Annotated in this window: 18 protein-coding genes and 1 riboswitch; of the genes, 8 read left to right on the top strand and 10 right to left on the bottom strand. The window is 46.8% G+C overall.

Features of this window, described 5'->3' with window-relative positions; genetic code table 11:
• Positions 1-207: 207 nt before the first annotated feature.
• The 6 genes from AC3CIC_RS08945 to AC3CIC_RS08920 all read right to left on the bottom strand — a co-directional run bounded on the left by AC3CIC_RS08945 (position 208) and on the right by AC3CIC_RS08920 (position 7417).
• Complete coding sequence (locus AC3CIC_RS08945; protein ID WP_241823386.1) at positions 208-1215, bottom strand: LysR family transcriptional regulator; 1008 nt, start codon at positions 1213-1215, stop codon at positions 208-210.
• Between the two features lie 147 nt (positions 1216-1362).
• Positions 1363-3006, bottom strand: a complete 1644-nt coding sequence (panP, locus tag AC3CIC_RS08940; protein WP_488514369.1) for a pyridoxal-dependent aspartate 1-decarboxylase PanP — start codon at positions 3004-3006, stop codon at positions 1363-1365.
• Positions 3007-3164: 158 nt separating this feature from the next.
• Positions 3165-3701: a hypothetical protein gene (locus AC3CIC_RS08935; protein WP_016958254.1), complete on the bottom strand. Its 537-nt coding sequence runs from the start codon at positions 3699-3701 to the stop codon at positions 3165-3167.
• A 263-nt stretch (positions 3702-3964) separates the two neighbouring features.
• Entirely contained in the window at positions 3965-5266 is a 1302-nt protein-coding gene (locus tag AC3CIC_RS08930) for an ABC transporter substrate-binding protein (protein ID WP_488514368.1), read from the bottom strand.
• Entirely contained in the window at positions 5263-6705 is a 1443-nt protein-coding gene (locus AC3CIC_RS08925; protein WP_488514367.1) for an ATP-binding protein, read from the bottom strand. Before AC3CIC_RS08925 ends, AC3CIC_RS08930 begins: the two co-directional genes overlap by 4 nt.
• Positions 6695-7417: a response regulator gene (locus tag AC3CIC_RS08920; protein ID WP_394210273.1), complete on the bottom strand. Its 723-nt coding sequence runs from the start codon at positions 7415-7417 to the stop codon at positions 6695-6697. The genes AC3CIC_RS08925 and AC3CIC_RS08920 overlap by 11 nt, the downstream gene beginning before the upstream one ends.
• 456 nt (positions 7418-7873) lie before the next feature.
• On the opposite strand from AC3CIC_RS08920, the gene AC3CIC_RS08915 reads away from it, so the two are divergent.
• On the top strand, positions 7874-11887 hold the full coding sequence (locus AC3CIC_RS08915; protein ID WP_488514366.1) for a DUF4114 domain-containing protein: 4014 nt from the start codon (positions 7874-7876) through the stop codon (positions 11885-11887).
• Positions 11888-11979: 92 nt separating this feature from the next.
• Here AC3CIC_RS08915 and AC3CIC_RS08910 read toward each other — a convergent pair whose 3' ends face one another.
• Complete coding sequence (locus AC3CIC_RS08910; protein WP_016958249.1) at positions 11980-12078, bottom strand: MetS family NSS transporter small subunit; 99 nt, start codon at positions 12076-12078, stop codon at positions 11980-11982.
• Positions 12075-13574, bottom strand: coding sequence for a sodium-dependent transporter (locus AC3CIC_RS08905; RefSeq protein ID WP_016958248.1), 1500 nt, complete (start codon positions 13572-13574; stop codon positions 12075-12077). Before AC3CIC_RS08905 ends, AC3CIC_RS08910 begins: the two co-directional genes overlap by 4 nt.
• Before the next feature lie 928 nt (positions 13575-14502).
• Between AC3CIC_RS08905 and cydH the strand changes: the two genes are divergently transcribed.
• The 7 genes from cydH (at position 14503) to AC3CIC_RS08870 (ending at position 23703) form a co-directional block, all read left to right on the top strand.
• The gene (gene cydH / locus AC3CIC_RS08900; protein ID WP_016958247.1) at positions 14503-14595 is read left to right on the top strand and encodes a cytochrome bd-I oxidase subunit CydH; all 93 of its coding nucleotides are present in this window, start codon (positions 14503-14505) and stop codon (positions 14593-14595) included.
• A gap of 87 nt (positions 14596-14682) precedes the next feature.
• A complete protein-coding gene (locus AC3CIC_RS08895; RefSeq protein ID WP_394210278.1) occupies positions 14683-15900 on the top strand; it encodes a patatin-like phospholipase family protein in 1218 nt (405 codons plus the stop codon).
• A gap of 49 nt (positions 15901-15949) precedes the next feature.
• Positions 15950-16507, top strand: a complete 558-nt coding sequence (locus AC3CIC_RS08890) for a sugar O-acetyltransferase (protein WP_488514365.1) — start codon at positions 15950-15952, stop codon at positions 16505-16507.
• Positions 16508-16652: 145 nt separating this feature from the next.
• Complete coding sequence (locus AC3CIC_RS08885) at positions 16653-17252, top strand: GTP cyclohydrolase II (protein WP_488514364.1); 600 nt, start codon at positions 16653-16655, stop codon at positions 17250-17252.
• A 372-nt stretch (positions 17253-17624) separates the two neighbouring features.
• Positions 17625-18827 (top strand): multidrug efflux MFS transporter EmrD, encoded by a 1203-nt coding sequence (gene emrD / locus AC3CIC_RS08880; RefSeq protein WP_488514363.1) that lies wholly within the window; start codon positions 17625-17627, stop codon positions 18825-18827.
• A gap of 289 nt (positions 18828-19116) precedes the next feature.
• Positions 19117-20535: a peptide MFS transporter gene (locus AC3CIC_RS08875; RefSeq protein WP_488514362.1), complete on the top strand. Its 1419-nt coding sequence runs from the start codon at positions 19117-19119 to the stop codon at positions 20533-20535.
• Positions 20536-20903: 368 nt separating this feature from the next.
• Positions 20904-20993, top strand: a riboswitch (cyclic di-GMP riboswitch).
• 31 nt (positions 20994-21024) lie between these two features.
• Entirely contained in the window at positions 21025-23703 is a 2679-nt protein-coding gene (locus AC3CIC_RS08870; protein WP_488514361.1) for a calcium-binding protein, read from the top strand.
• Positions 23704-23828: 125 nt separating this feature from the next.
• Here the strand turns inward: AC3CIC_RS08870 and AC3CIC_RS08865 are convergent, their stop codons facing one another.
• Both AC3CIC_RS08865 and narQ read right to left on the bottom strand, forming a co-directional pair.
• The gene (locus AC3CIC_RS08865; protein ID WP_394210289.1) at positions 23829-24458 is read right to left on the bottom strand and encodes a response regulator; all 630 of its coding nucleotides are present in this window, start codon (positions 24456-24458) and stop codon (positions 23829-23831) included.
• 12 nt (positions 24459-24470) lie between these two features.
• The gene (gene narQ, locus AC3CIC_RS08860; RefSeq protein ID WP_488514360.1) at positions 24471-26174 is read right to left on the bottom strand and encodes a nitrate/nitrite two-component system sensor histidine kinase NarQ; all 1704 of its coding nucleotides are present in this window, start codon (positions 26172-26174) and stop codon (positions 24471-24473) included.
• Positions 26175-26193: the final 19 nt, after the last annotated feature.

The raw sequence follows: 26193 nt of genomic DNA, 5'->3' as shown, positions 1-26193 counted from the left end.
GATAAACGCTGTTTCGTTACTGAATCCAACTTATGGCTTACTGATCAACGATAGTAGACGCGGCCAGAACCACGGGCTTTACCTTCAGAGTCTGGCGTTCGGTAACGGACTAATGAAATTAAGGTAGGAGAGGATGCAAAGAAACTGCCACAACAATCACGTTAAGTAAGGCAGCACTATAAGCAACACTAATAGTAGGTCGTGGCGTTAGACGGTTGAGTATCGACCAATGCGGATTTTCCCATCCAGCCATGGGTGATCTTGTCGAATTTTGGCTAAGTAGTGCTGGCGAAGTATTTTGCAGCTGTCATTCGCCAATGTTTCTGGAAGATTACCCAATTCGTTTCTACGAGCGATTAAAGTCAGGTATCTGAAAAATGTGTCTTTTTCAGGTAATGGTAAGCACGTGATTTGCTGTCGGAATAGCTCGCCTTGCATCAAACACAATGGGGTAGTGAGCGCCCAACCAAGACCTTGCGCTACGGCGGATAAAACCGCATAAGTATTGTCTAGTTGCATACGGTCGGGAGCGTCTAATCCCTGTTGATGTAGGTAGGTTTCAATCGATTGACCAATAAGGCTTTGTTCGCTGTAGCGAACCATGTCTAAATGTTTGCTCATGGCGGGTAATGAAGTACATAAATCGGGGAATCTTTCGTGAAACTGTCGAGGTATGACTAAAACGAAGGGTTCTTTGAGAATTTGGCAACGTCTGAGGTTATCTTGTTTTTCGAGCACATCATCAGAAATGATAATATCAATACTGCGACTCAGTAGCCCTTGCTGGTGGAGATGGGAGTAACCCGTCATCATGGTCCAGTTTTCAGTGTGCTTTTTAATGACCTCAATCAGCGGTTGTCCGACGGTCGCCGCGAGTGAATCAACCATGGCGATTCTGACCAAATGTAAGCTGTCGAAACTGCCTTTGGTGACTTCATGCTGCGTTTTGTAAGCTTGCTCTAAAAGATGCACGGACTGATCATAAAAGTAACGACCCGCGACAGTAAGCTCTATAGGGCGCACACTGCGATCAAGTAATTTTACCCCAAGGTTGGTTTCTAGGTTGGCCAATATCTGTGATACCGCCGATTGTGACATGTTGAGTTGAGACGCCGTTGCCGTCATGTTGCCGCTTTTTGCCGTAGTGACAAACACATCCAGTGCTTTTAGTTCAAATCCCAGTGGCTGCATCTTCACTTCTCCTGCGTGACTCATTCCTTGTCGTGCTGCTGGATATAAGCGTAGCAATCAAGGCGAAAGCGAGGTGTTTTTTCAGTGAGTTAGCTATCGCAAAAATGAAAAAGCCGCGCAAGGCGGCAATGTCGATTGGTCATTTATCAGTGTTTGAAAACGACGACAATATTAGCCAAGAATACGTCGCGTCATCGCCATCAGTTCTGGGTAGGCAAGAGTGCTTTGTTTGGCGATATCGCGCTGCTCATCGAGTACATCTTGTAAGATCGCTGTTGTTGTGAGCGGGTTAGCCAGTACCACGCGAAATACATGCGTAGAACGTCTATCAAGGTAGTTTGGTGTCAAGGTGGTGCGCGACACAAAATTCTGTCCCGCTTCGCGTTGTCGTTTTTGAATGAAAACCGTCAGATCGTTAAGTCGTTTATGAATGGCATCTTTTTGATCGGGTGTCGCAATAGCGAAAGCGCGGCGAACATCTTCAGGTACATAGCGATAAGTCAGCAAACACAGTTCGGGTTCACTGATCAGCTCAAAGTCAGGCTGCTCCGCAATCAGGTTGGCAAAGTAGTTCGCTTTCTCAACACTTTGGTCGATCAACAATTCATAACCTTGTCGGCCAATAATATTGAGGCTGGCAAATAGCAGCATGGCCATTCCGCCACGCGACCCTTCTAGCGTATGGCTGCCTAAATCTTTTGAGCCTTTGCGCAAGATGTAATCAGCATGGTGTTCAATGGCTGACACCAGTGAAGGGTCTTTGAATATCACCATGCCCGCGCCCATTGGCACGTACATTTGTTTGTGTGCATCAATGGTGACGGAGTCTGCGCGTTCAATGCCGTTTAACTTAGGGCGTTGATTGTTGGACAGCAAGCTCGCACCACCCCAAGCCGCATCAACATGAAAGTGCATACCTTCACGCTCGGCAATATCTGCCATGGCATTTAATGGGTCGATGTTGCCTGTTTCGGTTGTGCCTGCCACGCCAACCAGCGCGAAAGGTTTAATATTCTTCGCTTTCAGCGTTTCAACGGTTTCTTCCAATTTGTCGATACGAATGCGGTTGTGCTCGTCTGTTGGCACTGCGATCAGTGATTCGCGACCGATACCCAACACATCTGCAGATTTTTTCAGGGAGTAATGGCCGCGTTCTGACACGATAATGGCCAGATCGTCATAACCATAGTGCTTTATTGCTCGGAAAAGACCTTCTTCCGCGACACCTTTGAAATCAGCGTTTGCTTTTAGGGCTTCGTTTCGGGCTACCCAAAGTGCCGTGATGTTGGCGATTGTACCGCCTGAACAAAATGCGCCTAACGAGTGTTCGGCGCTGTGCATCCAATTGTCATAGAAAGGCTTGTCACGTTGATAAATAAGGTTATGCAGCATGCCTAGAACTTGGCGCTCTAACGGGGTAAATGCCTTTGACGTTTCAATTTTCACCGTGTTCTGATTGAGCGCAATCATGATCTTGGAGAGCGGCATCAGGAAGTAAGGGAGTGCTGATGTCATATGTCCAATAAAGCGAGGAGAAGACGTATGGACTGATTGCGCAACCAGTTTTTCCAGCAAAAACTCGGTGTGATCGGACACGAATGAAGGTTGTTCAGGCACATTGGCATCACTGAAGTCTTTTTCTATTTCAGTCAGTGAGTAATCGGTAGCAATAATATGATCTTGCAAGAAACGGTTAAGATTTTGCGAGATTGCTTGCTCGATAGTGCCCAAGGTCGAATGGGGGGCTTCCGGCACAGTGAAAATGCGGTGAAGGCTCTTGAGTGACGCTTCTGCCTTCTTTTTCTCATTTACCATTTTGGGATGCTTACTTAAAAATTGATCTACTTGGGTTGCGCGATACTACATGACTGCGAAAACAGGGCGAAACATATTATGAGTATGGCGTTGTATATTCTGGTGTCATTACACAGAAAAGGGAGTTCACATTGAACTGCCTTTTCTGTGGCGCGTGATTAAGACTGCTTATCACATTGGGTTTCCGCCAGATTCTTCATCTCATTGTTGTAGCGTTCAAGCGGTACTTTGATTTCTTTAGGTTGGCTGAGCAAGTCCGCCAATGCAGAACGAAGGTCATAGTTACCTTGGTGAGCTTGTCCTTGACGGAATTCGAACACTTTTTTCGCGGCGTCTGCCAGCACACCGGATGAATTGCTCAATGTTTTGATGTCTTCTTGGGTCAAGTTCAACCAAGATTCCACAGGCGCATCAAAGTTAAGCTTGCTTGGGTCATTCTCTACATAATAATCAAAGGCTTCATCATTTAACATGAAGTGGTTTCGGCGGCCTTCGAGGAACCAGTTTGCAACATCGTCTAGCTTAGGATCTTTCTTGATCGTTAGATCAACCAGACTCTCGTACCATGAAATCGAAGCGTTTACATAGTTATGATATTTCTGAGTAGCGCATAGAGGATCAATCTGATTGATGTCCTTGGCGACAGCAATTCCTGGAAGAAGAGTAGCTAAAAGAAGCAGGGCTGAACGACTCATATCGCAAATCCTTTTTAGTCGAAGGTAATAGCCGTGAAGAACGGCTTATTTTTATAATTGTCATGGTAATGGTATACCCAAACTTCCTCAAGGTGCATGTTTCATCGAGAAAATTTCAAGGCACACTCATTGAGCGACTTGGGTGACATTTTAAACAATATTATCCCCGTACACTGTCGCCATGCGTTTTCTTACCCGCTGAGTGGGTAGTAGGGGGAGTAGCAATGGCACTGTGTTCGCGTTTGTAACGCCAGGTAGGATGCTTAAAGTTTGTCTGCTAACACCGCCGCGCGAATATGACGCATAGTTTCGTCGATATTAACTTCATCGTCATTGTAATAGCGTGAAATAACATCAAAAAGGGCGACTTGAGAGGCTCGCCCTATTGCCATGTTGTGTGACAAACTGGCGACCAAATTATCGGTCGCTGCTGCACGCAAAAATGCTTGCATGGCATCTTGAGCACAGGGATCGAAACGGGTCATGTTGATATCAACACGCACAGGGATTGAACCTTTACTTAGGTTAAATTCCTCTTGAAAGTCGGGTTCTAGGATAAGCTTTGCCAACTCTTTCTGAGACGCTGTTTGTTGTGGGTCACTGCTTTTGAAAAACACAAAGCTGTCGATGTTAAAAGAAAACTGATTGGCAGTGCTGGGCGCGGGTATACACACAAAGTCTTTACCCGAGACTTTGTTGGCGGCGAGGAACTCTCCTTTGGCCCAGTCGCCCATCATCTGCATGGCAGCTTTCCCTTCGATGACCAGTGACGTGGTATCACTCCAATTTCTTCCGGGGCTATCAGCGTCGGTATATTGCTTCATTCGACGCAGCGTCAGCAATGTCTCGCGCATTTTTTCACCCGTGAGCAAGTCCGAATTGTGTTCACTAAATGCTTTGCGGAAATCATCAGTACCCATCACAGCCAAAGCGATGGATTCAAACAAGGTGGTTTCTTGCCAGGCTTCGCTTCCTAGTGCGAGTGGAATGAAGCCTGCTGCTTTGATTTTTTCAGCGGCAATAAAAAATTCATCCATTGATTGTGGTAATTCAGCGCCTGCTTGTGCAAACACGTCAGGGTTCGCCCAAAGCCAATTGACACGATGAATATTGAAAGGGGCAGCAACATAATGACCATCGACTTTCAGGTAGTCAGACACGCGAGCGGGCACCAGTTCATTCCAACGCTGTTCTTCGGCCACATCATCAATGTTAACGAGAAAGCCTAGCTCTCCCCATTCTTGAATTTCAGGGCCTTTAATTTGTGCCACATCCGGTGGGTTGCCTGATAACGCGCGAGTGCGAAGTGTATTGATGGCGCTTTCTCCCGCACGACCTGCGACCGCGAAATCTTTCCACTTATGGCCTTTTTCTTTCATCATATCTTTTAGCGCGTTGACCGCCAGCGCTTCGCCACCACTTGTCCACCAGTGCAGCACTTCCACTTCGTTATTCGTCTTGGAGGGTAGAGCGCTTATATCTGGGGTTTTATTGATATCTTCATGAGTGTCTGAGGCGACAGGGAAAGCGAGGCTCAGTGCGAGTATTAGAGGCAAGAATCTCATTGGTCTACCTTCGGGAACGCGATATCAATTTGAAGGCCGCCAGTGGCGCGGTTGGATAAGATAAGCTCTCCGCCATGCGCACGAATGATATTTTTAGCAATGCCCAAGCCAAGGCCTGTTCCATGAAGGTCTGTATGCAGCCGGAAATACGGGTCAAACACCTTTTTGAGAAACTCCTCGGGAATACCAGGGCCATTGTCGAGCAAGGTGATATCAAGTGACTTGTCATTGTCATGCACGTAGACGATGACTTCGTCGCCATATTTCACCCCGTTGTCGATAAGGTTAGTTAAACAGCGCTTAAACGCGAGCGGTTTGCAACTGAAAGGCCGCTTCTGTTCGCCACGAATAATGACGCGTTGGCGTTGTTGATTATGGATTTCAGCGATACTGGTGATGATTTTCAACACATCGATTTGGGAGACGTTTTCATGGATGTCGGTGTCTTTTACCGTTTGCAACGCACCTTTCACCATGATTTCGAGTTCATCCAAATCTTTATTGATTTTGGCGGCTTGCACTTCGTCATCTATCAGTTCAGCGCGCAGGCGAAGTCGGGTAATTGGCGTTTTTAAATCGTGTGAAATCGCGCCAAATAATTTCTCCCTGTCATGCATGTAGCGTTGCATGCGCTTTTGCATCAGGTTAAAGGCGCGAGTCACTGTGGTGATCTCACTGGCGCCTTCTTCTACCAGCTCAGGTTGTTCTATGTCTGTGCTTAAGCGGTTGGCGGCTTGCGCTAAACGTTTAAGAGGACGGGTCTGGTTGCGAATTAAAGTAAAAGTAAACACCAATAGTAGGGTGGTAATTGCAAACAAGAATACAATTTGGTCGGCGTTGACTAAGTCATTTCCTAGCGTGATATATGGCGCTGGCAACACCGCGGCAATGTAGACCCACTGGTCTTTGGTTAGCTCGATTTGTACCACCAAAATTGGCGGATTCAGCGGCTCCAAGCTTAGGGTATGGTGGGCCCATGATTTAGGAAGATCGGAAAGCAGTAAGCTGTTATTTAGTACGCGGAGCGTTTCAGGACGAGAGAATTCAACATGAATGGCATCGACCTTTGGTAGCTCTTTTCGCAGCACCTCTTCAATTGTTTTCACCGCTTCGCGTTTAGCAAAACTTTCTTCGACAGGCACGATGTGGATTTCTTCCGTGTTAAATGAGACGAAGAAACGCGCCCCCCCCATATTTCGCAGCTGATCGAGAGCAATATGGCGGTATTCAACCGGCAGAGATTGAAAGAATGTTGTCGTGGAGGCAAACATCTGCGCCATGCTTTCTGACGCGGATTTTAAGCCGTCGACTTCGCGTTGCTTCGATTGGGTATACCAGTAAAAACTGGCAATACTCTGCGCGAGGATGACGGACAGCACCGTTAAGATCAGCGTTCGTGAGAGCAGCGAACGCGGCCAGAAGTATTGTTTAAGATTCATACGTGATATCTGCAACGAAAATGTATCCGTTGCCGCGCACCGTTTTTATGATCGTGGATTGACGGCCGTTGTCTTTCAGTCGCTGGCGAAGACGACTGACTTGCACATCAATTCCTCGCTCTTGTGGCTGCGCTTCTCGGCCTCGCGTTGCGTTAGAAATCGCATTGCGATCCAACAGAGTGTGCGGGTTTTCGATAAACAGCATCAGCAGTGCAAAATCGGCAGATGTCATTTCAACATCTTGGCCTGTGACCTGATGGTTGAGACGTTGAGTGACAGGGTCAAGTCGCCATTGCGCAAAGCGAATTGCTTTTGGCTTCGACATTGTTGTTTCTTGTAGCTGCTGTGTGCGGCGAAGCAAGGCACGAATTCGCGCGATAAGCTGTCTTGGACTAAACGGCTTGGCAATGTAATCGTCCGCCCCGAGTTCTAGCCCAATGATCTGATCCATTTCATCGGATACCGCGGTGAGCATAATGATCGGGACACTGGAATCTTGACGAACGTATTTACACAGCGTAAAGCCGTCGTCACCCGGTAGCATGACATCGAGAAGAATAAGGTCGGGATACTGCACAGCAAGCTTGGCTTTCATTTCTTGTCCGTTTTGCGCCGTTGTGACGCTATAGCCGGATTTGGACAAGTATTCCTGAAGCAGTTCGCGGATTTCTAAATCGTCATCCACCACTAGGATCCGCTTCTGATTAACCATTGAAGGTGTACCTCTTATTCTTCTTCGTAAGCCGCGTATTATCTTAGAGAACAGAGGGGAGTGCTAGCGCGAAACACGCAAATTAAGGAGTTAGTGACGAAACAAATCAGGCTTGATGAAGGACTGAGCGGTGATGGGATGTGAAAAAAACGCAGACTTTACGGGCAGATTTAATGGCTTGATGTCTACCAAAAATAAGCTTTTGCCCATTTTTTAACCGACGTAAAAATATTTTTAACATTTTTTATTTCTGGTCATATTCGACCTATTCGCAATATGCATCAGATTGCTCAAAATTACTGGTGATATTTCAATCAATTAGAACACCTATTTTAATGGGTCTCATATTGCCAGGTCATTCCACAAATGAGACTCATATTGCATATTTGGCACATCGGTCTATCGCGTCTAAGTTCTAACCAAGGAAAAAAAGATTAATGACTTTAGGTGGTTTGAATGGCAGATGAGATTGCTTACGGAACGCAAGCTGACGATGTGATTGCAGGCTCTGCGCTCAACGATAAGATCTATGGTGGCTTGGGTGATGACGTGATCACTGCTGGTGGTGGTGACGATGTAGTGATGGGTAACGGCAGTGGCACTGCGCCTTCCCCATCTGACGTTCAGCTATCACATGCGGATGACAGCAGCCTATTCAGCATTCAAGGCGATGGACCCATCAAGCTTGAGTTAAGCAGCATCGTTAGCTCGGCGGGTTTCAAAAGTAGCTTAGGGTACTACGTGCTCGACGAAAATGGGCTCGTACTTGAAGCACAAATTTTGGCAGATAATGTCAAAGAAGTATCTGGCGCTTCGGTGACAATCACACCTGCTTTAAACGCTGATGCTGTCGGTATGTTTCTCGTTCCTAATGGCTACAACGTTGGTTTCGACAACGGATCGGTCGAACTCGATCTTGTTTCTAGCCCCCCTCAAGTTATTCAAGATGGCGTTAGCGCCAATGTCTTTGTATCCAATTCAGAACTTAATGGCGATGGTGGAGACCACGAGCGATTTGATGGTGAAACATCGGGCTGGGAAGACTTATGGGGCTTAGGCGACCGCGATTATGATGATGTTCTGTTTGATGTTTCCGCTATCCAAGCGGTTGTTAGCACGGACAACGACACCATAAAAGCTGGCGATGGTGATGACGTTGTTTATGGCGAAGAAGGCGATGATACGCTGCTTGGACAACGTGGTGATGATCTCCTGAACGGCGGTTCAGGTGATGACGTTCTCAAGGGCGGACGGGGAAGTGACGAATTACAAGGCGGCACGGGTGACGATCAACTCTTCGGTGGACGTGGCGCGGATAGCCTTTTTGGTGGTGACGGTAATGACACCTTAAATGGCGGTCGAGGTAACGATTTACTTCAAGGCGGCAATGGCGATGACACCTTGTCAGGTGGTAAAGGGCAAGATGAGATTTATGGCGCTCAAGGCGACGATATTCTGAATGGTGGCAATGGAGCAGATCGCCTGTTTGGCGGTGATGACAATGACACCGTAAGAGGCGGAAACGGCAATGACTACATCAAAGGTGATGCTGGCGATGATGCGTTGTTCGGTGGTAATGGCAAAGATGAAATGAAAGGTGGTGACGGCAACGACACGCTGAACGGTGGAAGAGGCAGTGATGTTCTCTATGGCGACAATGCTGACAACACTACCCGAGGCGACAACTTGCTCTTCAACGGTGACTTTGAAGCGTGGGGTGACGACGCCGGTGCCAAATGGGGCTTGTTCAATGATGAAGATGTTGCAGGTTGGAGCACGCCAGATAACGTTAAAATGGAACTGCAACAAGGCGGTTTCGGCGGCGGGCCATCTAATGACAACACCAACACGGTGATGGAGTTAGATACCAATAAGAACGCAACGGTGCAGCAGACGATCAATGTTGAGTCTTTTGCTCAAAATGATGAAATCCCTCTTGAGCTGAGTTTCGATTACGCTAATCGCTATAAAGGCAGTGATACTGAAACGAGTCCTTTTTCTGTGACGATCACCGATCAAGGTGGCAATGTCATTTATAACCAATATTTTGATAATACGCAGTCAAATGCGAGCTTTGTGTCTTACGACGCCTTATTTGTTGTGCCCGTTGGCACAGAGAACATTACCGTTACGCTGCAAGGTGAAGGTAAATCGGACGGCTACGGCGCTCTTATCGACGGTATTTCGATTACTGAAATATACGAAACCGTCCAGGTCGATGGCATTGTTTATGAGTTCACTGGCAATGCGGATGTTATCAATGGTGGTAATGGCAATGACCGTATTTTCGGCGAAACGGGTAATGACACTTTAAACGGCGGTCGCGGTGCGGATTACCTGAATGGTGGCATTGGTGATGATGTGCTTGCGGGTGGTCGTGGTAACGACGAATTGCAAGGCGACCTCGGCAATGACGTCCTCAAGGGTGGCCTAGGTGCTGACGCACTTTATGGCGGCGACGGTGACGACAGCTTAAACGGTGGCAAAGGTAAAGATGTGCTCCAAGGCGGTAATGGCGATGACATTGCCCGTGGAGGACAGGGCAACGACGAGGTTTACGGCGGCAGCGGCAATGACCAGCTATACGGTGGCCTCGGCGCTGACCGGCTCTTTGGTGGGGCTGACGATGATGCTATTTATGGCGGTAAAGGCAGTGATTACCTGAAAGGCGATGCTGGCGATGATGTGTTAAACGGTGGTCGTGGCAACGATGAATTGAAAGGTGGTACAGGCGACGATGCACTCTATGGCGGTTTGGGTAATGATCTACTGATTGGCGAATCCGGCGACGATATGCTTGTTGGCGGCAAAGGCGCAGATGAATTGGACGGCGGCGAAGGCAATGACACGTTAAATGGCGGTCGAGGCAATGACGTTATTCACGGTGATGAAGGCAACGATGTCTTGTTGGGTGGTCGTGGTAACGATGAACTCCAAGGCGGTGAAGGAAACGATACACTGAAAGGCGGCCTTGGTGCTGACAAACTCTACGGCGCTGAAGGAAACGACAATATCTCCGGTGGAGATGGTAACGACATTGCTTACGGTGGTGTTGGCAACGACATCGTCAAAGGTGGCAAAGGCGATGATACCTTGTCAGGCAGTGAAGGTGACGATGTTGTCTTTGGTGGTGATGGCAACGATAAATTGTCTGGCGCTAATGACAATGACACACTGGTCGGTGGTCGCGGTAATGACGATATTAATGGCGGTAGCGGTGACGACTTGATGCTAGGTGGTGACGGCAATGACGTTCTGTCTGGCAGCAGCGGCAGTGATATCGCTTATGGTGGTGAAGGAAACAACGCCATCCAGTTAGGCAGCGGCAATAACGTCGTCGCCTATGACGGCAAGGGTAATGATACGGTTGTCGATTTCAGTGCGAGAGATGACAAAATCGTTATACCTCGTTCAATTGGCATGCTGTCACTTGCAGCGCTTGGCTTGGCTCAAGATGGGGTGGATACCGTGCTTACCATTGGTGATTATTCGCTTCGACTGGAAAACGTCGATGTGGAAGACATCACTGAAAGTAATATCGAGTTTGTCAGCGATGAAGACTTTGCTGAGATTCTCAGTGTCGACAGTGTGCTTGCAGTTGAAGAGCAAGCTGTTGTCGCTCAGCTTGACGGCAGTTTCCTTGCAACAGGTAGCCTGCTGAGTGAAGACAATACGATTGGCCACTGGCATATTAAATCCATACAACTTGATAGCACCGTTTATGAAGTGTCAGATTCAACGGTCGTGATTCAAACTGAGCATGGTGAGTTGACTGTGTTTGGTAAAGACGACCCTCGTCACATTGAAGGTGAATACGCCTACCATCTCAATTCTAGTGCCGTAGCAGAAGAAGCGCTGGAGCACTTCGATCTGAAACTGGAAAACGATATTGGTGATATGACAGACGCGACCTTCGATATCGTGGCGGGAGAAGACGCAGACGATGTCCTCAATGACCTCGCATTTGACGCCGTCATCGACGGTACGGCTGGCAACAACTTACTGGTGGGTAACAGCGATGACAATGAGATCAATGGTTTTGCAGGTAACGATATAATTGATGGTGGCCTGGGCAACGACCTGATTTCGGGTGGTGCGGGATCTGACAACATGTATGGTGGTGAAGGATCAGATACCTTCGTCTTCCTCAAACAAGATGGAGGTGAGGGGACTGTTGATGTCATCCAGGATTATTCGCCGTCTCTCGACCTGCTCGATTTCAGTGACTTACTCGATACCATCGAAAGCGAAGACCTCAGCAGTTACCTTGTTGCCTTGGAAAACAACGAGGAAAACGAAGCCACATTGTCTCTCGCATCGAACGGTGAAGATGTTGATCAACAAATCACCTTCAGCAATTTGTCGGTAGCTGATTTGGCTGATGCATTCGACATGCCAGTGAATTCAACAGGACAGGATGTGATCAGTAATATGCTGGAAGAGAATAAGATCCTCATTAACAGCTTCTAGATGTGTCTGTTGAACAATAAAGTGTTCAGCGACATAGTGACACAAATAAAAACCCCGGCGATGTCGCCGGGGTTTGTTTTTCTAAGTGGGGATTATTTGTCCGCTTTCATGGCGATACGAATGCACCATGCAGCGCCACCCCAAGTGATGCCAAAACCTATTAGCATCATAATGATTGCACCTGTTGTCATGCGTTAGCCTCCTGTGCTTCTGCTGAATTTTTAGCAGGCGAAGAAACGATATTGATGATGACACCAACAGCAATCAGTGCCGCCGTTAATCCCCAACCCAACATCAGTAGGTCGCTTTGTGCGTAGCCGCCGTAACCTTCGTTGAACGTGTTCACAAGGTTTGTACCAACGATCCAAGCCAGCATCAGTGGGCTAACAAAGCGAACACACACTTCTAGCCATGCGCCAACAGAGAACTCCGATACCTTATTGACGTAAGCGCGGATGTCAGAAACTTTCACCAACCAGCCGATAATCACCAGCTCAATCAAGCAGCTCGCCAACAACGCCACGTTATTCATGAAGTAATCGACCAGATCCAGCAGCAACAGGCCGCCGTTGGTTGCAAACGCCATGGAAATAACCGCACCGATACCACATACCGAAGAGGCTGCGACTTTACGACTAACGTTTAGCTTATCGATGATGGCAGAGGTCACCGCCTCAATGATAGAGATGTGCGAGCTAAGACCCGCTACAACCAGCGCCAGGAAGAACACAGGGCCAAGGATGTAAGGAGCCGGTAACAGGTTAATCGCTTGCGGCAATGTCACGAACGCCAAACCAACACCACCGCTGACGACTTCGGTCACTGCTTTCCCTTGTTCCAAGGCCATGTAGCCAAGAATAGAGAAGATCAGTACACCCGCAAGGATGGAGAAACCACAGTTGATCAGAACAGTCATGAACGCATTGTTTGTTACGTCAGACTTCTTCGGCAGGTAGCTTGAGTACGCCAACATGATGGCGAAACCAACAGACAGTGTGAAGAAGATCTGGCCGTATGCCGCTGACCATACCTTAGTGTCAGTCAGTTTGCTGAAATCAGGCGTAAACAAGTAGTTTAAGCCATCAACAGCACCCGGTAGGAAAGCAACGCGCAGTACAAGCAGCAGAACCATAACAAACAGTAAAGGCATCATGATCTTGCTAGCACGTTCGATACCGCCTTTCACGCCTGTGAATACAGCCGCAAAGGTGATCGCCCAAGCCAGTGCCATTGGCAAGGCAATGTGCAACTGCCAGTTACCTAAGTTACTTGGTGAGTTATCACCTAGCTTCAGATACTCACTGAAGAAGAAGGCATTGGTATCAGTGCCCCAGCTCTGATCGAATGCAAAGCCAACGTAAGACATTGCCCAACCGATAACCGCTACATAATACACCGCGATGGTGGCGGCAATACCGACTTGGAACCAACCTAACCATTCAAACTTGGTGTTTAGCTTTGAAAATACGACAGGTGCAGAACCGCGAAGTTTATGGCCAAGACCAAACTCCATGATCATAAAGGGAATACCAGCAGTCAGCATCGCAAAAAGGTAAGGAACAAAGAATGCGCCACCGCCGTTTTCATAAGCCATATACGGGAAACGCCAAATATTTCCCAATCCAATTGCAGAGCCCACTGCCGCAAGAATAAAGCCTGCGCGTGAACCCCATTGTTCTCTTTTCATAACGTCTCCTTGTTGTTGAGAACACCAGTCCTTTTTCCCCATGCAGTTGTTTGTTAACGCAAGTGGGAGGTGTTTTGCTTCATGATGCCATTGTGGTTTTTGGTGATTATTTTCCAGAGGCACCAAAAGCAGGTGTGTATCAACGATCTTGTGTTTGTCATCTATTCCCATCACTCAAGACAAAATAATCATCTATTGGTGAGGTTATTAGCAGACTAAGCATTGGTAATAGGTAAATCAATAGCGCATATCTTTTATGTTTGTGCTGTTATCGTCCTAATAATTCCGATTTGGCGGGGAGGGGCAGGTTGATTGACGATGTAAATAAACCATTAGTAGTTTATTGCACTGAAGTTACGATGGGTGTTAGTGGAAAGTTGTTATTTGGTAAAGCTATTTGATTGGTCTAATTTTAACCAAAATTTGAGGTTTGGGTCGAAATTGTTGCTTAGTGCTTAAATAGTAAGCTTATCATCGTTATTTCTTTGGTTTTATCCAGAGGATAAAAATTTATGGTTAAAATTTAATCATCATAACCATCTAAATAATAGCGTGAAAAATTGTAATTATTCAAAATTGTTAACACTATGCATGGTTAATGAAATGTTGCATCAATGGAGGTTTTTATACTCATTCTATATGTGCTCATAGTGCGTTTTTTTGTTGAGTTTAGTCATAAATAGAAAGTAATTATGCATCCCAGTGAGTATTTCAAAACGTTTCATTTAGATGGCTGACATAAAGCGAATTATACTGATTGGGCCATGATATTAAGGGGTTTGCTTTGTGTCACAAATTGAAACAAATGATGCAAGAGAAGGACGATCTGAGATGGGGTTGTGAATATTCTGGCTTGCGCTGTTAAACTGCTTACATTATGAATGTGTAAATTGTGTGTTATCAGTTATTTTTGGCAAGGAGAAGCAGAATGGATATTAACTTGAAAATCGCACTCGCCACCGTCTTCGTTGCACTTGGCGGTATTCTCACTTTTGCTTCGGTAGCAATCGTGTTTTCATAGCGTTTCGTGCCATAAATTGATAGCTCTGTGCGAGTAGCCCTAGGTACAATGTGAGTACCTGATTAAACCTTCTTGTTAGAGGTGATTGTGCAGAGCTCCAAAGACAGTGATCCACAAACGTCTTTCCCGTCTTCATTGGACTACATTCGTACGCCCTCAACGCCGACAGCTGGTCGAAAAAAACGTATAGCCCTTGTTGCTCAAGGCGGGGGTCAGCGTGGCATCTATACGGCGGGTGTTCTCGATAGCTTTCTCGATGCTGGCTTTGACCCTTTTGAAATCTATATCGGTACGTCCGCCGGTGCTTTGAACATCTCTTCTTATCTCACTCGACAGCGTGGCTTTGGCCATCGTTTCATCACCGAGTACACCACGCAAGATCGTTTCTTCAATCTACTTAAATATGTGCGAAGACAACAGTTTATGGATTTAGATTGGGCGCTCGAAATCATGGGGCCAACACACCCCAGTGGTTTAGAGTTCGAGAAAGCGAAGGCCGTGTTAGCAAATCGCTGTGCCTATGCTTGTGTCACGAACACCAAAACGTTGGAGCCTGATTACTTTCATCTTTTTGAAGATGATTGGATAAGCGTATTAAAAGCCACTTGTGCTATTCCGATGCTTTACCCGTCTAGTGTTCAAATCAGTGATCAATATTATGTTGATGGCGGGGTCAGCGGGGCCATTCCGGCGAGAGAAGCGTTTAACCGCGGTGCAGATGTCATCGTGGTAATCAGAACGGAACCCGTTGCTCAAGATAGAACCCACATCAGTTCTACTTTCATTGAAAACATTCGAAGCCGAGTGGAGACTCGATTGCCTGAGTATCTGACTCGTCTCAGCATGGATGATCGGTTTGAGCGGCTATCTGAATTTCATCAGCAACTGTCTTTGCGTTTGGAAGAGGTCAAGCTGCGCTACAAAGAACATTCACATGAGCCACTTTGGGCGAAACTAAAAGAAATGATGCCGAAGAGTGCGCACAAAAACGGAGGAAGGTGGCTTTACGGAGGTGATGCCATCTATCGGTTACACGCCATGTCTGGGCAGAAAGTGAATAGCGATATGTTGGAAATGATGACCAAGCACTTTCATAGCTATCAAGATGCCATTCATTTTATGTCTAATCCTCCACATCGTGCCGAATTGATTCAAATCTGTCCGAGCACACCGCTTGCGAGTAGTGCCTTGTTAAGCAAGCCTTTTCAACTAGAGCATGACTATCAAGATGGGTTAGTTGCGGGGCGTCGTTTTATTGATGAATATGCGTTAACCCTCAATGATGTTTCCACGGTCACACGCTAAAGTAGAAAGATAAACAAAAAATAGTTGTGCGGATATCAAGGAAGATACGTTGACCGAATTTGAAAAAATGCAGCAGGGCAAACCTTATAGCCCTGCTGATACAGAGCTCACCCAATTTCGATATGCCTCACGCAGGCTTTGCCAGCAACTGAATAACATTGATCCCGCCGATGCTGATGCGCAAGACATGGTCGTCACTAAATTGTTTGCCAGGCGCGGTAAAGGGCTTGCTGTTGAAGCGCCTTTTACATGCACCTACGGCATGAATATCCACATCGGAAACAACGTGGCCATTGGGCCAAACTGTACCCTGATTGATAGTGGCCATATTGAAATAGGCAATAACGTATTGATTGGCCCCGGAGTCGGGATTTACTCCATTACACAAAGTTTACTCCCGCTTGATGTACAAAATGGAGAGCATGAAATTTCATTGCCTATAATTATTGGTAACAATGTCGTGATTGGTGGTAACAGTGTTATCAAAGCGGGTGTCTCGATCGGTGAAGGGGTCGTGGTTGAGGCGGGTTCCGTGGTTGATGGCGATATTGAGCCTTTTGCCGTAGTCGCTGGCAATCCAGCCGCCGTTATTCGGCGCTTACGCTGAGATGTTGGCAGTGCTTGGCACTTCTGTTACGATTGCTCGCCACACCATTTGAAGTGTTACATTATAACAATTCTAGGATGATGGTGTTGCAGTATAGGGCAGTACATATTCGGCTAACACCGAAAAAAACAGAGAATTACAGTCGATGGCAAAAATTAGAGCACGAGTCCCGTTGAATGTTGGTATTGGGAGCAATATTCCAGCAGAAATCCTGTCATTTGACGGTCTGAACTCGGATCAAGAGCACGTCGCGATAATCTTCAGTAGTGCTGATCAGCAGCCGATCGCGCCTCTGGTCAGAATGCATTCCGAGTGTCTCACCGGCGATGTCTTTCATTCTTCACGCTGCGATTGTGGCGAACAACTTGAAGAAACCATCCAGAAAATGGGCGAGCAGGGCGGTATTTTGCTGTATCTCCGCCAAGAAGGTCGTGGCATTGGGCTTTACAATAAACTGGATGCGTATGAGCTACAAAGCCAAGGAATGAATACTTACGAAGCCAATAATCATCTTGGTTTTCCCGATGATCTTAGAAGCTTTGAAGATGCCGCTGACATGCTAAAAGCATTGGATACCACCACAGTGCGTCTGATCACAAACAACCCGAAAAAGATAAAAGAGATACAAGAGTTCGGTATCAATCTCGAAGCGGTTGTTGGCACGCAAGCCCATATAAAAGATGGCAATAAAAAATACCTCAAAGCGAAAATTTCACACGGTCACCACAAGTTGTCCATTGATTAAGCAACTCAATGACAATGACCGAATAGTGTATTGATAGAGCGGGTATATAAATTCGTTTGAATGAGCAGCGCATGGCGCTGCTTTTTTTATGTACAGAGTTTGGTTGGATTCTACCCAACGCTATATTGCCCATCGCTGATAAAACAAACGCATTATAAAAACTAATCCTTTCTATGATTTCTTATCGTGTATGAAACACGTTTTTTATGTTGTTTGATTCCGCTCTCACCACTACTATCTGCCAAAAATAAGCGTCGGCAACTGTATTTTCTGAATCCAAAAGTCACTTGGGTATCGCAATATCACTTCTCGAATCGCCGAATCGCATTAAAGAAACTTGTTAATTTTTGCTTGTCACGGGGAGCGCTGGTGATGTCTGCGACAACGCCTATATCTAGAATTCTACTCATGATCATCATTTTGGCTGCGGTCGGACAGATGACACAAACCATGTACATTCCATCAATGGCCTTGATGGCAGACGACTTTCAAGTTTCGCCTGCTATGCTTCAAGCGGTAATGGCGTGTTACTTGATTCCCTATGGCCTATCTCAGTTTGTTTATGGGCCGTTGTCTGATCGTTTTGGCCGAAAACCTATTATTTTGACAGGTCTTGTCATTTATCTGGTTGGTACAGCTATTACATTGGCAGCGTCGTCGTTTGATATGTTCCTTTTGGGCAGTGTGATCCAAGGCGCGGGTATTGGTAGCGGCGGAGCCATGGCGCGCACGTTAACCCGAGATTGCTTCGAAGGCAGCCGTTTACATCGCGCAAATAGCTTGGTCAGTGTCGGGTTGATTTTCTCCCCACTGATTGCTCCTGTGTTGGGTGGCTTCTTGAGTGTCCACTTCCAGTGGCAAGCAAGTTATGTGTTCCTGCTTGTCTTGGCGGCAGTGGTGTATCTGATCATGTCCGTTTACTTTCAAGAGACTTTGCCGCCTGAAGCTCGTCGTCGTGATTCAGTGATCAAAAGCTATCACCATGTCATGAGTAATCGTCAGTTTCAGGGGTATCTAATTTGTCTGATCGCAGTGTTTTCGGGTATCTCGGTATTTGAAGCGGCAGCCGGTGTGATACTTGGCAGTACGCTAGCGCTGAGTGCAACCACAGTGAGTCTGTTGTTTGTCCTTCCTTTGCCTGGCTTTATGTTGGGTTCTTGGTTTTCGACCGTGATTGAAAGCCGCTGGTCGGCTTCGAAATCTCTTTTACTGGGTTCAGTCATACTGCTACTTGGTGCGTTGATTGTATTTGTACCCGGTGTTAACGGTGTTATTACGATTGAAACCTTGATCGGTGGTGCGTTTGTGTACTTCATGGGCTCAGGTATCTTGTTCCCCGCAGCGACCACGGGTGCTGTGTCGCCGTTCCCGAGACATGCCGGCACAGCTGGTGCGGTGTTAGGTGGCGTGCAAAATATGGCGGCAGGCTTCTTTACACTGTTGGCGGCAAAAATGAACGTCAACGACCAGTTTTCACTGGGCGCAATTTTGCTGACCATGGCAGTCGTATCTGGCCTTGGGCTGCTTCTGTGCCGTCGTCAGAAAATGGTGCCAGATTTACCCGTCACTGCTTAACAGCTTATTGCCTTGTTAAATTCACGGGCGATTCAGTTCGTGATCGTGCGTACAAACGGCTCAGGCTAAAACAATAAAAAGCAGGGTATCCCTATGGGATTCCTGCTTTTTTTGTTTTTCGCGAGTATTGTGTAAAAGTAACCACACAAACGGAGATGATTTTTTTGCATGAAATAATTGCGACGCAAATCAAATTCGGGCAGTCTGTACGCCCTGTAGCGGAGTCTGAGAGGAAAAGGAGGTCCATATTCACTCCCGCTGAGTTAATCAGATAGGCGGTAAACACGCAATGAATTCAAACAGACAGTCAGATTGGCTGGGTCACCCTCGCGGCTTGTTCCTTCTGTGCGGCACAGAATTGTGGGAACGTTTCTCTTTCTACGCCATGCGCGCCATTTTGGTGCTTTACCTCACTGATAAAACAATCAACGGCGGTCTCGGATGGACGACACAAGACGCGCTGAATCTCTATGGTATCTATACCGGTTTAGTTTACCTGACCCCTGTGTTGGGTGGATGGCTGGCGGATAACTTCCTCGGTCAGCGCCGCTCGATCATCATTGGTGGTGCACTGATGGCCATCGGGCAGTTCACACTTGCCTTGCCAAATAGCGTTATTGACCCATTTGAATTGCAAGCCTTTTATGTGGGTTTGGGCTTCTTGATTGTCGGGAACGGTTTATTTAAACCCAATATTTCAACCATGGTTGGTCAACTGTATGGGGAAGGAGATAACCGTCGAGACGGCGCGTTCACTATCTTCTACATGGGTATAAACTTGGGTTCGTTGCTGGCCGGGATCATTGCGGGAACAGCATCAATCCATTACGGATGGAAAGCAGGTTTTCTATGCGCAGGCGTAGGTATGCTGCTCTCTCTTGTTGTTCAATTGCTGTTTGCCAATCGTTTATTGGGCAAGATTGGCGTTGAACCTGCGGCAGTGGAACAGCGCCGCCAGTCTGGTTCAACACAAAAGCAACCGCTGACAAAAGTGGAACGTGATCGCCTTAAAGTCATCCTAGTAATGAGCTTGTTTGTGATCATTTTCTGGGCGGGATTTGAACAAGCGGGTGGTTTGATGAATATCTATTCTCAAGACTACACCAACCGAATGCTTGGTAGTTTTGAAGTGCCTGCGGCTTGGTTCCAATCACTGAATCCTATGTTCATCATTGTTTTTGCACCACTTCTGGCGTTGTTTTGGCGTCGACTGGGTGCGAGTGAACCGAGTTCACCGATTAAATTTGCCATGGCAATGGGCTTCTTGTCGTTGGGGTTTGTATGCATGATCGGTGCTGCCCTTCAACAAGGTGCTGACATGTCCATTAAAGCGTCAATGTGGTGGTTAGTCGGAGCCTACTTCTTCCATACACTTGGCGAGTTGTGTTTGTCGCCGATAGGGCTGTCTTTGATCACTAAGCTGGCACCATTGAGACTGATGTCAGTCATGATGGGCACATGGTTCTGCGCGAATGCTGTGGCTAACTATGTGGCGGGGTTTGTTGGAAGCCATGTCGGAGATGCGGGTCCTTTGGCCATTTTCAGTGGTATTGCGATCACGTCAGCCGTGGCCGGTGTTTTACTGATTCTGTGCTCGAACAAGCTTGTTAGTTGGATGCATGGTGCGGAAGGTGCGTTAGCACTAATTGACGAAACCATGACAGAAACAGACAAAACGTTAACAGAAAAACCTGCGGTTGTAGCGTAACCTTATTATTAATTATATAGGCCATCGCCAGATGGCCTATATGTCGACCTCCCCATACATTAAATGGGCAAGGTCACAAATGGCGAGTTATCCATACAGAAATCAGTCATCAGTACTGATTGGACTGCCATGCGTTTCTCATGCTGCCTCAGCCTTTTCTGCTTGCAGGTTAATTTTTCGCCACATCTAGGCCTTATATTCCCATTAAATGCGGCTTCCAGCCTTGCTCCGATCTACTCGATCAACCAATCTGTCATGGAAGTATCTGAGGCGCAATCGAGAAAGTGCATTAAGAGTTTGTGTTAGAGATGTTGTAGGCGCCCACCTAAATACTCACATACGTGAAACTATCAATAGGACAACTATTCGGAGAAAAAGGCCAAACCTGTTGTGAAACAGGGACGGAAAGTTGCGGATCTCTTTGATGTTGAAGATAAAGAGATGGCTGTGCTGCCTCTTGCTTTGGTTAGCAAATAAGAGGAAATAACAATGGCAAATATCATAGGTACTGGCGACATCGACCGACTCAATGGCACACTTGATGATGACTATATCGAGGGGCGAGCGGGAGATGACGTCATTTATGGTGATGTAGGATCTTCTTCAGGAAACGGTTCAACGGGCGCAGTGTTCATCTTGGGTGACGATTTTAGTGCTGCAAGCGGTGATTTCTACTATTTCTCAAATTTCCCCCCAACGCTTAATTTCACAGGTTCGACGACCACTGCTACGTTCAACGATGACGATGCCCAGCTGAATGGCGATGATGCGTGCAATGAGTACTCAGATGACAAATCTCAGACTGTTGAAATTGGCGGTCAAGAGTATGGCGTCAACGTTGATTTCGGCCTGAAATACTGCGATGCATCTGGCAACATTTACACCTTTGCAGTGGTTGATGTTGATACCAATGGCTCTGGCAATCATTGGGGTGAGGTAGGTGAAAGCGGTAAGATGCTGATCCAAGTCGATGGCCCAGAAATTACGGGCAGCACGCAGTTATCTCTTGTTCCAAACTCTTACCACAACATTAGCAGCTTAGATTACTCGTCAATCACTGAACCTGAGCCAGTTGACCCAACAGTTGGTGGTGATGATGTGATCACTGCTGGTGATGGAGATGACACTGTCTATGGTCAGGGCGGAGATGACTACATTGAAGGCGACAACGGTCAAGATTCGCTGTATGGCGGGGAAGGCGACGATGTGATCTACGGCAATACCGCGTCTCCAAACTTTAACGCTGACCCGTGTGTAAATGTATTCCAGATGGGTAATGACTTTACCAAGCCTTCAGGTGGTGAGTTCCATACCTTCTGTTTCCCAGACAAACTCGCGTTTGATGGTAGTTCAACCAAAGTGACTTTCCAAGATGATGATGGAAAGCTAAATGGCGACAACTACTGTAACGAATATTCCGACGACAAGACGCAAACAGTGACCATCGACGGCAATACGTATTCCGTTAACCTCGATTACACGCTGAAATACTGCGATACCGAAGGTAATGTCTACAAGTTTGCAATCATCGACGTTGATCTAGATGGCAATGGTCATCACTACAGCAACCTTAATGAAAACGGTAACCTTCTTCTTCAACTTGAAGGCCCTGAAATCACAGCGTCGACCCAGTTGTCTTTGGTACCCAACTCATACTGCAACATCAATGAGATTGATTATTCATCCATTTCTGAAGAAACGACCCAAATATCTAACGATGAAGATTTCATAGATGGCGGTGCAGGTAATGACACCATCTATGGTCAGTGGGGCGATGATGAGATCCATGGAGGCACCGGCGATGATGTGATATATGGCGGTCAGATTGGTCGTCAAACTCTTGATCTCGACCGTGGCGCTGATGGCTATTGGGATGTAAGTAATGGCGATGCTGTTACGTTAGATCTGTCTAATATCACTTCAAGCGCGTCTTACAGTAACAGTGTTGGTTACTACGTATTGGACGAAAATGGCAATGTGCTGGCGGCATACGTCATGGCTGACAACGCCAAGTTGGATAGTGCGGCGCAGGCAGTTATCGATGTTGAAGGCGCAGCGAAAATCGGCCTATTTATCATTCCAGATGGCGACACGAAAGGCTTTAACGAAGGCGAAGTCACATTGAGCTTTTCCAGCGGTAGCCCTGTGTTTGGTCAAGGTAGCCTCACCGCAGGTGGTTATGTGTCAGAAACCGGTAAAAACGGTGACCGCCTAGATCATGAAATCAATTCTGGTGAAAACTCTTGCTGGGAAGATCTGTGGTGTCTTGGCGACAAAGACTTTAACGACGTTGTGATGAAAGTGAACGCAACGCAGGTCGTTGAAGAAAGTGATGCCGATACGATTTATGGTGAAGAAGGCAACGACACCATTTATGGTGGTGACGACAATGACCACATCATGGGGGGGGTAGGTGACGATATCCTGTACGGCCAAAATGGTGACGATATCATTGAAGGTGGCGAAGGTAACGACCAAATCTTTGGTGGTCCAGGTAAAGACGAGCTTTATGGTGGTGCTGGTGATGACTATTTAGATGGCGGCCCTGGCAGCGATGTGAAAATCGATGGTGGTACAGGTGTTGATGAATACCGTGGTAGTGCGGGTGACGATGTCTTCGTCTTCGGTGAAGATGACTTTGTTGGCCTGACAACCACGAACTCTGCGGGCACTGTGATCAACAAGTCCATGTATAACGCTGACAATGGCTTCGACCAAATGTTGGTTACCGGCGATGCAAACGTCGATTTTACCGGTGTTTCCTACCAGTCTGACTCGTCGATCACGGGTAACGTGATGGCACAAATTGAAGCAGTCATTGGTGACGAAGGTGATCAAGTTATCACTATCAACCCAAATGAAATCTGGTCTCAATCTGACGCACCATTTGGTGAAGACTTGGGTACACCAGACGATTGGGATGGCTTTATCGCGCACCTTGGTGCCGGTGATGACACTTTCAATCTTAATGGTACACCTTGGAGTTATGACGCGAATGGCACGGTGAACGCGCCAATCTCAGCCGAGATGATCAGCATTCTAGGGCTGAGTAATGCACAAGTGGGTGAATTGAATGCCTATGTCCTTACGCATGATTTCGAAGATCGTACTATCACTGTATGGACTGATGCAGAAAACGTTACCTTGAATGGTACTGATATTTTCTAGCTTTGACTGACTAGCTTGTCTTTTGCAAGCGACATAATGAAAAGGGAGGAACAATTGTGTTCCTCCCTTTTTGATCATTCACGATGGCACGGGGTATAGATACTGTCGATACCCGAATTACTATTTCAATCCATTGTCTCGTTTTCCAAATACAGCACGGTGGCGGCAACACGAGAATCAACGTTAAGTTTTTTTAGTAGGTTTTTGAGGTGAACTTTCACCGTTGCCTCTGAAATGTATAGGCTCTCAGCGATCTGTTTGTTACGAAGCCCTTTGGCGACTTGTTGCAGTATTTGTAACTCTCGCTCAGTCAGATGGGTGAGCGGGGAAGCGTTTTGTTCGTTATTAGCGAGGTTGGCTTCTACCTCCTTGCTGAACGCTTTTTTACCCGTCATGGCAACTTTCAGTTTTTCAATCAATTCTTCCGGTTCGCTGTCTTTCAGCAAATATCCATCAGCGCCAGCTTGGACAATGGCATGAATATCATTAGGGCTATCAGATACTGTCAGTATTACGATGGTTGCTGTGCAGCCTTCATACCGTAGGGCTTTCAGAGTATCCAATCCAGACAGGCCTTTCATGTTGAGGTCGAGAACAATTAAGTCGGGCTTTGATCGAGAGACTTCTGCGATGGCATCTGTTCCATTGCTTGCTTCAGACACTGTATTGAACTCAGGCTCAAACTTTAACAGTTGTGATATACCCTTTCGCATCAGTGGGTGGTCATCAACAAGCAGTACATTCCATGTATTCATAAGAACAATCTCCTAGGCGAAGTCAAATGTCAGTACAACACGGCAACCTTGTGAAGGCGCCGAAAGGATTTGGATGTTACCCCCTAGCATGTTAGAGCGCTCTTGCATGATGTTGAGACCATAGTGATTGGGTTTTTCATCAGTAGGGCAAAAGCCTATACCATCATCCATGATTTCGACATAAGCATGGTTGTCGTGTTGATGACAGCGAATCGAGATAGTACTGGCGTCGGCATGTTTAATTGCGTTAATACAAGCCTCGCGAATAATCTGCAGAAGATGCATTTGGTGCTGCACGTCCATGGAAAGTGTGTCCAATGTCGATGACATTGTGATTTCCGCGCTTGTTTGACCTTTCAACGCCATCACCATTTCGTTAAGCGCTAAGCCAAAATCACTGTGCGACAACGATAATCGAAACGCATTGAGTAGTTCTCGCAATTGATCATAAGCAATGCGCAGTTGCTCGCCGATCTCTTCGGCAATGGATTCGCATTCTTTTGCATCGGATCGTTGTAAATGCCGCTTGAGTAAACTGGTCTGAATTTTAAGGTAAGAAAGCGATTGAGCAATGGAATCGTGAAGTTCGCGCGCCAATGTCGCACGCTCTTCCATCACCGCCAAATGCATTGCTTGCTTTTGCGCATGATTGTAATGCACACCGCGCGCGAGAATGGATGCAATATTCTCGAGAAGCACTGAATCAACAACGTCATCTTTACCTTGCCACGTTAATGTTCCAAGCGCTTCGTCGTCCAAAAGCAAAGGCAGGGAGTGCCAATGTTGGTCGTCTGCCTTTCCTGCACGTATTTGCCATTCTGATTGATTGGGGCTTGTCACGGTAAGTGTCAATGCCGAGATGCCATCGGCTTGCATTGAGATATCGAGAATATTTTCGAAGCTTTGTCGTGTCAAAAGACTCGATGAAAGCTGGGTTGAGCAATCATAAAGTACGTTCAGTGAACGATTGGCTTTGGTCAATTTGTGAGTTTTTGACTCAATTCTGGATTCAAGATTGGCATAGAGTTCTTTGAGTTCACTCGCCATGATGGCAAAACTCTTTGATAGCACACCAAGTTCATTGTTTCTTGTTGGTGGTAGTGCGACGTCAAAAATTCCATTCTGAATTCGCTGGCTCGCCGTTACTAGCATGTTCAATGGCTGGACGATGCGTCGTTGTGTGTACTGAATTAAAAACAGCACCAAGGCTAAGATCACGCCCAACCCAATACTGCCAACCAGAGCCAACACTTGAAGCTTATTTTCAGAGTGCTGCTGAAGCGTAAAGACGAACTGATCAATGTCGTTGACGAATAATCCTACTTGCTCAAGGTAAAACGCTCGGTCGGGGCCTTGAAGCTCAGGACGAAGAAGTAGCCAGCGCGAAATCAATGCGTTGTAACGAGCTCGAATTTCCTGAGGAACCGCCGGATTATCGAGCAATTGAAGTTCAGGAGAGAGCAAGGATCGTTGAAAGGATTCAATGTGTTCAGGTAAGCGAGGGGAATCACGCACAATGTCATACGCAATGCGATAACTTTGCATTCGCAGTGAGCCAGAAGTGTTGATGGCCGCGGCGTCATTGAGGCTCGAAGCAAGAGAGATAATGGAGAAACCCGTGATCATCACCGCCAACAAAAGCATGGCGACCAGAGATCGCGCCACGATGGTAGTAACCGATTGTTTAACTGTTATTTCCGTTGTTTCGTTAGGCATAAAATTTCAGTGTCTGAGC

The sequence above is a fragment of the Enterovibrio sp. QJM3NY_24 genome (assembly GCF_057786035.1).
The sequence above is the reverse complement of the archived record's forward strand: the minus strand, read 5'-3'. Positions and strand labels throughout refer to the sequence as shown.

What these genes read in the sequence shown, in the direction of transcription:
- AC3CIC_RS08945 (WP_241823386.1), bottom strand. Translation starts at nt 1,215, where the DNA reads ATGAGTCACGCAGGAGAAGTGAAGATGCAGCCACTGGGATTTGAACTA.
- panP (WP_488514369.1), bottom strand. Translation starts at nt 3,006, where the DNA reads ATGGTAAATGAGAAAAAGAAGGCAGAAGCGTCACTCAAGAGCCTTCAC.
- AC3CIC_RS08935 (WP_016958254.1), bottom strand. Translation starts at nt 3,701, where the DNA reads ATGAGTCGTTCAGCCCTGCTTCTTTTAGCTACTCTTCTTCCAGGAATT.
- AC3CIC_RS08930 (WP_488514368.1), bottom strand. Translation starts at nt 5,266, where the DNA reads ATGAGATTCTTGCCTCTAATACTCGCACTGAGCCTCGCTTTCCCTGTC.
- AC3CIC_RS08925 (WP_488514367.1), bottom strand. Translation starts at nt 6,705, where the DNA reads ATGAATCTTAAACAATACTTCTGGCCGCGTTCGCTGCTCTCACGAACG.
- AC3CIC_RS08920 (WP_394210273.1), bottom strand. Translation starts at nt 7,417, where the DNA reads ATGGTTAATCAGAAGCGGATCCTAGTGGTGGATGACGATTTAGAAATC.
- AC3CIC_RS08915 (WP_488514366.1), top strand. Translation starts at nt 7,874, where the DNA reads ATGGCAGATGAGATTGCTTACGGAACGCAAGCTGACGATGTGATTGCA.
- AC3CIC_RS08910 (WP_016958249.1), bottom strand. Translation starts at nt 12,078, where the DNA reads ATGACAACAGGTGCAATCATTATGATGCTAATAGGTTTTGGCATCACT.
- AC3CIC_RS08905 (WP_016958248.1), bottom strand. Translation starts at nt 13,574, where the DNA reads ATGAAAAGAGAACAATGGGGTTCACGCGCAGGCTTTATTCTTGCGGCA.
- cydH (WP_016958247.1), top strand. Translation starts at nt 14,503, where the DNA reads ATGGATATTAACTTGAAAATCGCACTCGCCACCGTCTTCGTTGCACTT.
- AC3CIC_RS08885 (WP_488514364.1), top strand. Translation starts at nt 16,653, where the DNA reads ATGGCAAAAATTAGAGCACGAGTCCCGTTGAATGTTGGTATTGGGAGC.
- emrD (WP_488514363.1), top strand. Translation starts at nt 17,625, where the DNA reads ATGTCTGCGACAACGCCTATATCTAGAATTCTACTCATGATCATCATT.
- AC3CIC_RS08875 (WP_488514362.1), top strand. Translation starts at nt 19,117, where the DNA reads ATGAATTCAAACAGACAGTCAGATTGGCTGGGTCACCCTCGCGGCTTG.
- AC3CIC_RS08870 (WP_488514361.1), top strand. Translation starts at nt 21,025, where the DNA reads ATGGCAAATATCATAGGTACTGGCGACATCGACCGACTCAATGGCACA.
- AC3CIC_RS08865 (WP_394210289.1), bottom strand. Translation starts at nt 24,458, where the DNA reads ATGAATACATGGAATGTACTGCTTGTTGATGACCACCCACTGATGCGA.
- narQ (WP_488514360.1), bottom strand. Translation starts at nt 26,174, where the DNA reads ATGCCTAACGAAACAACGGAAATAACAGTTAAACAATCGGTTACTACC.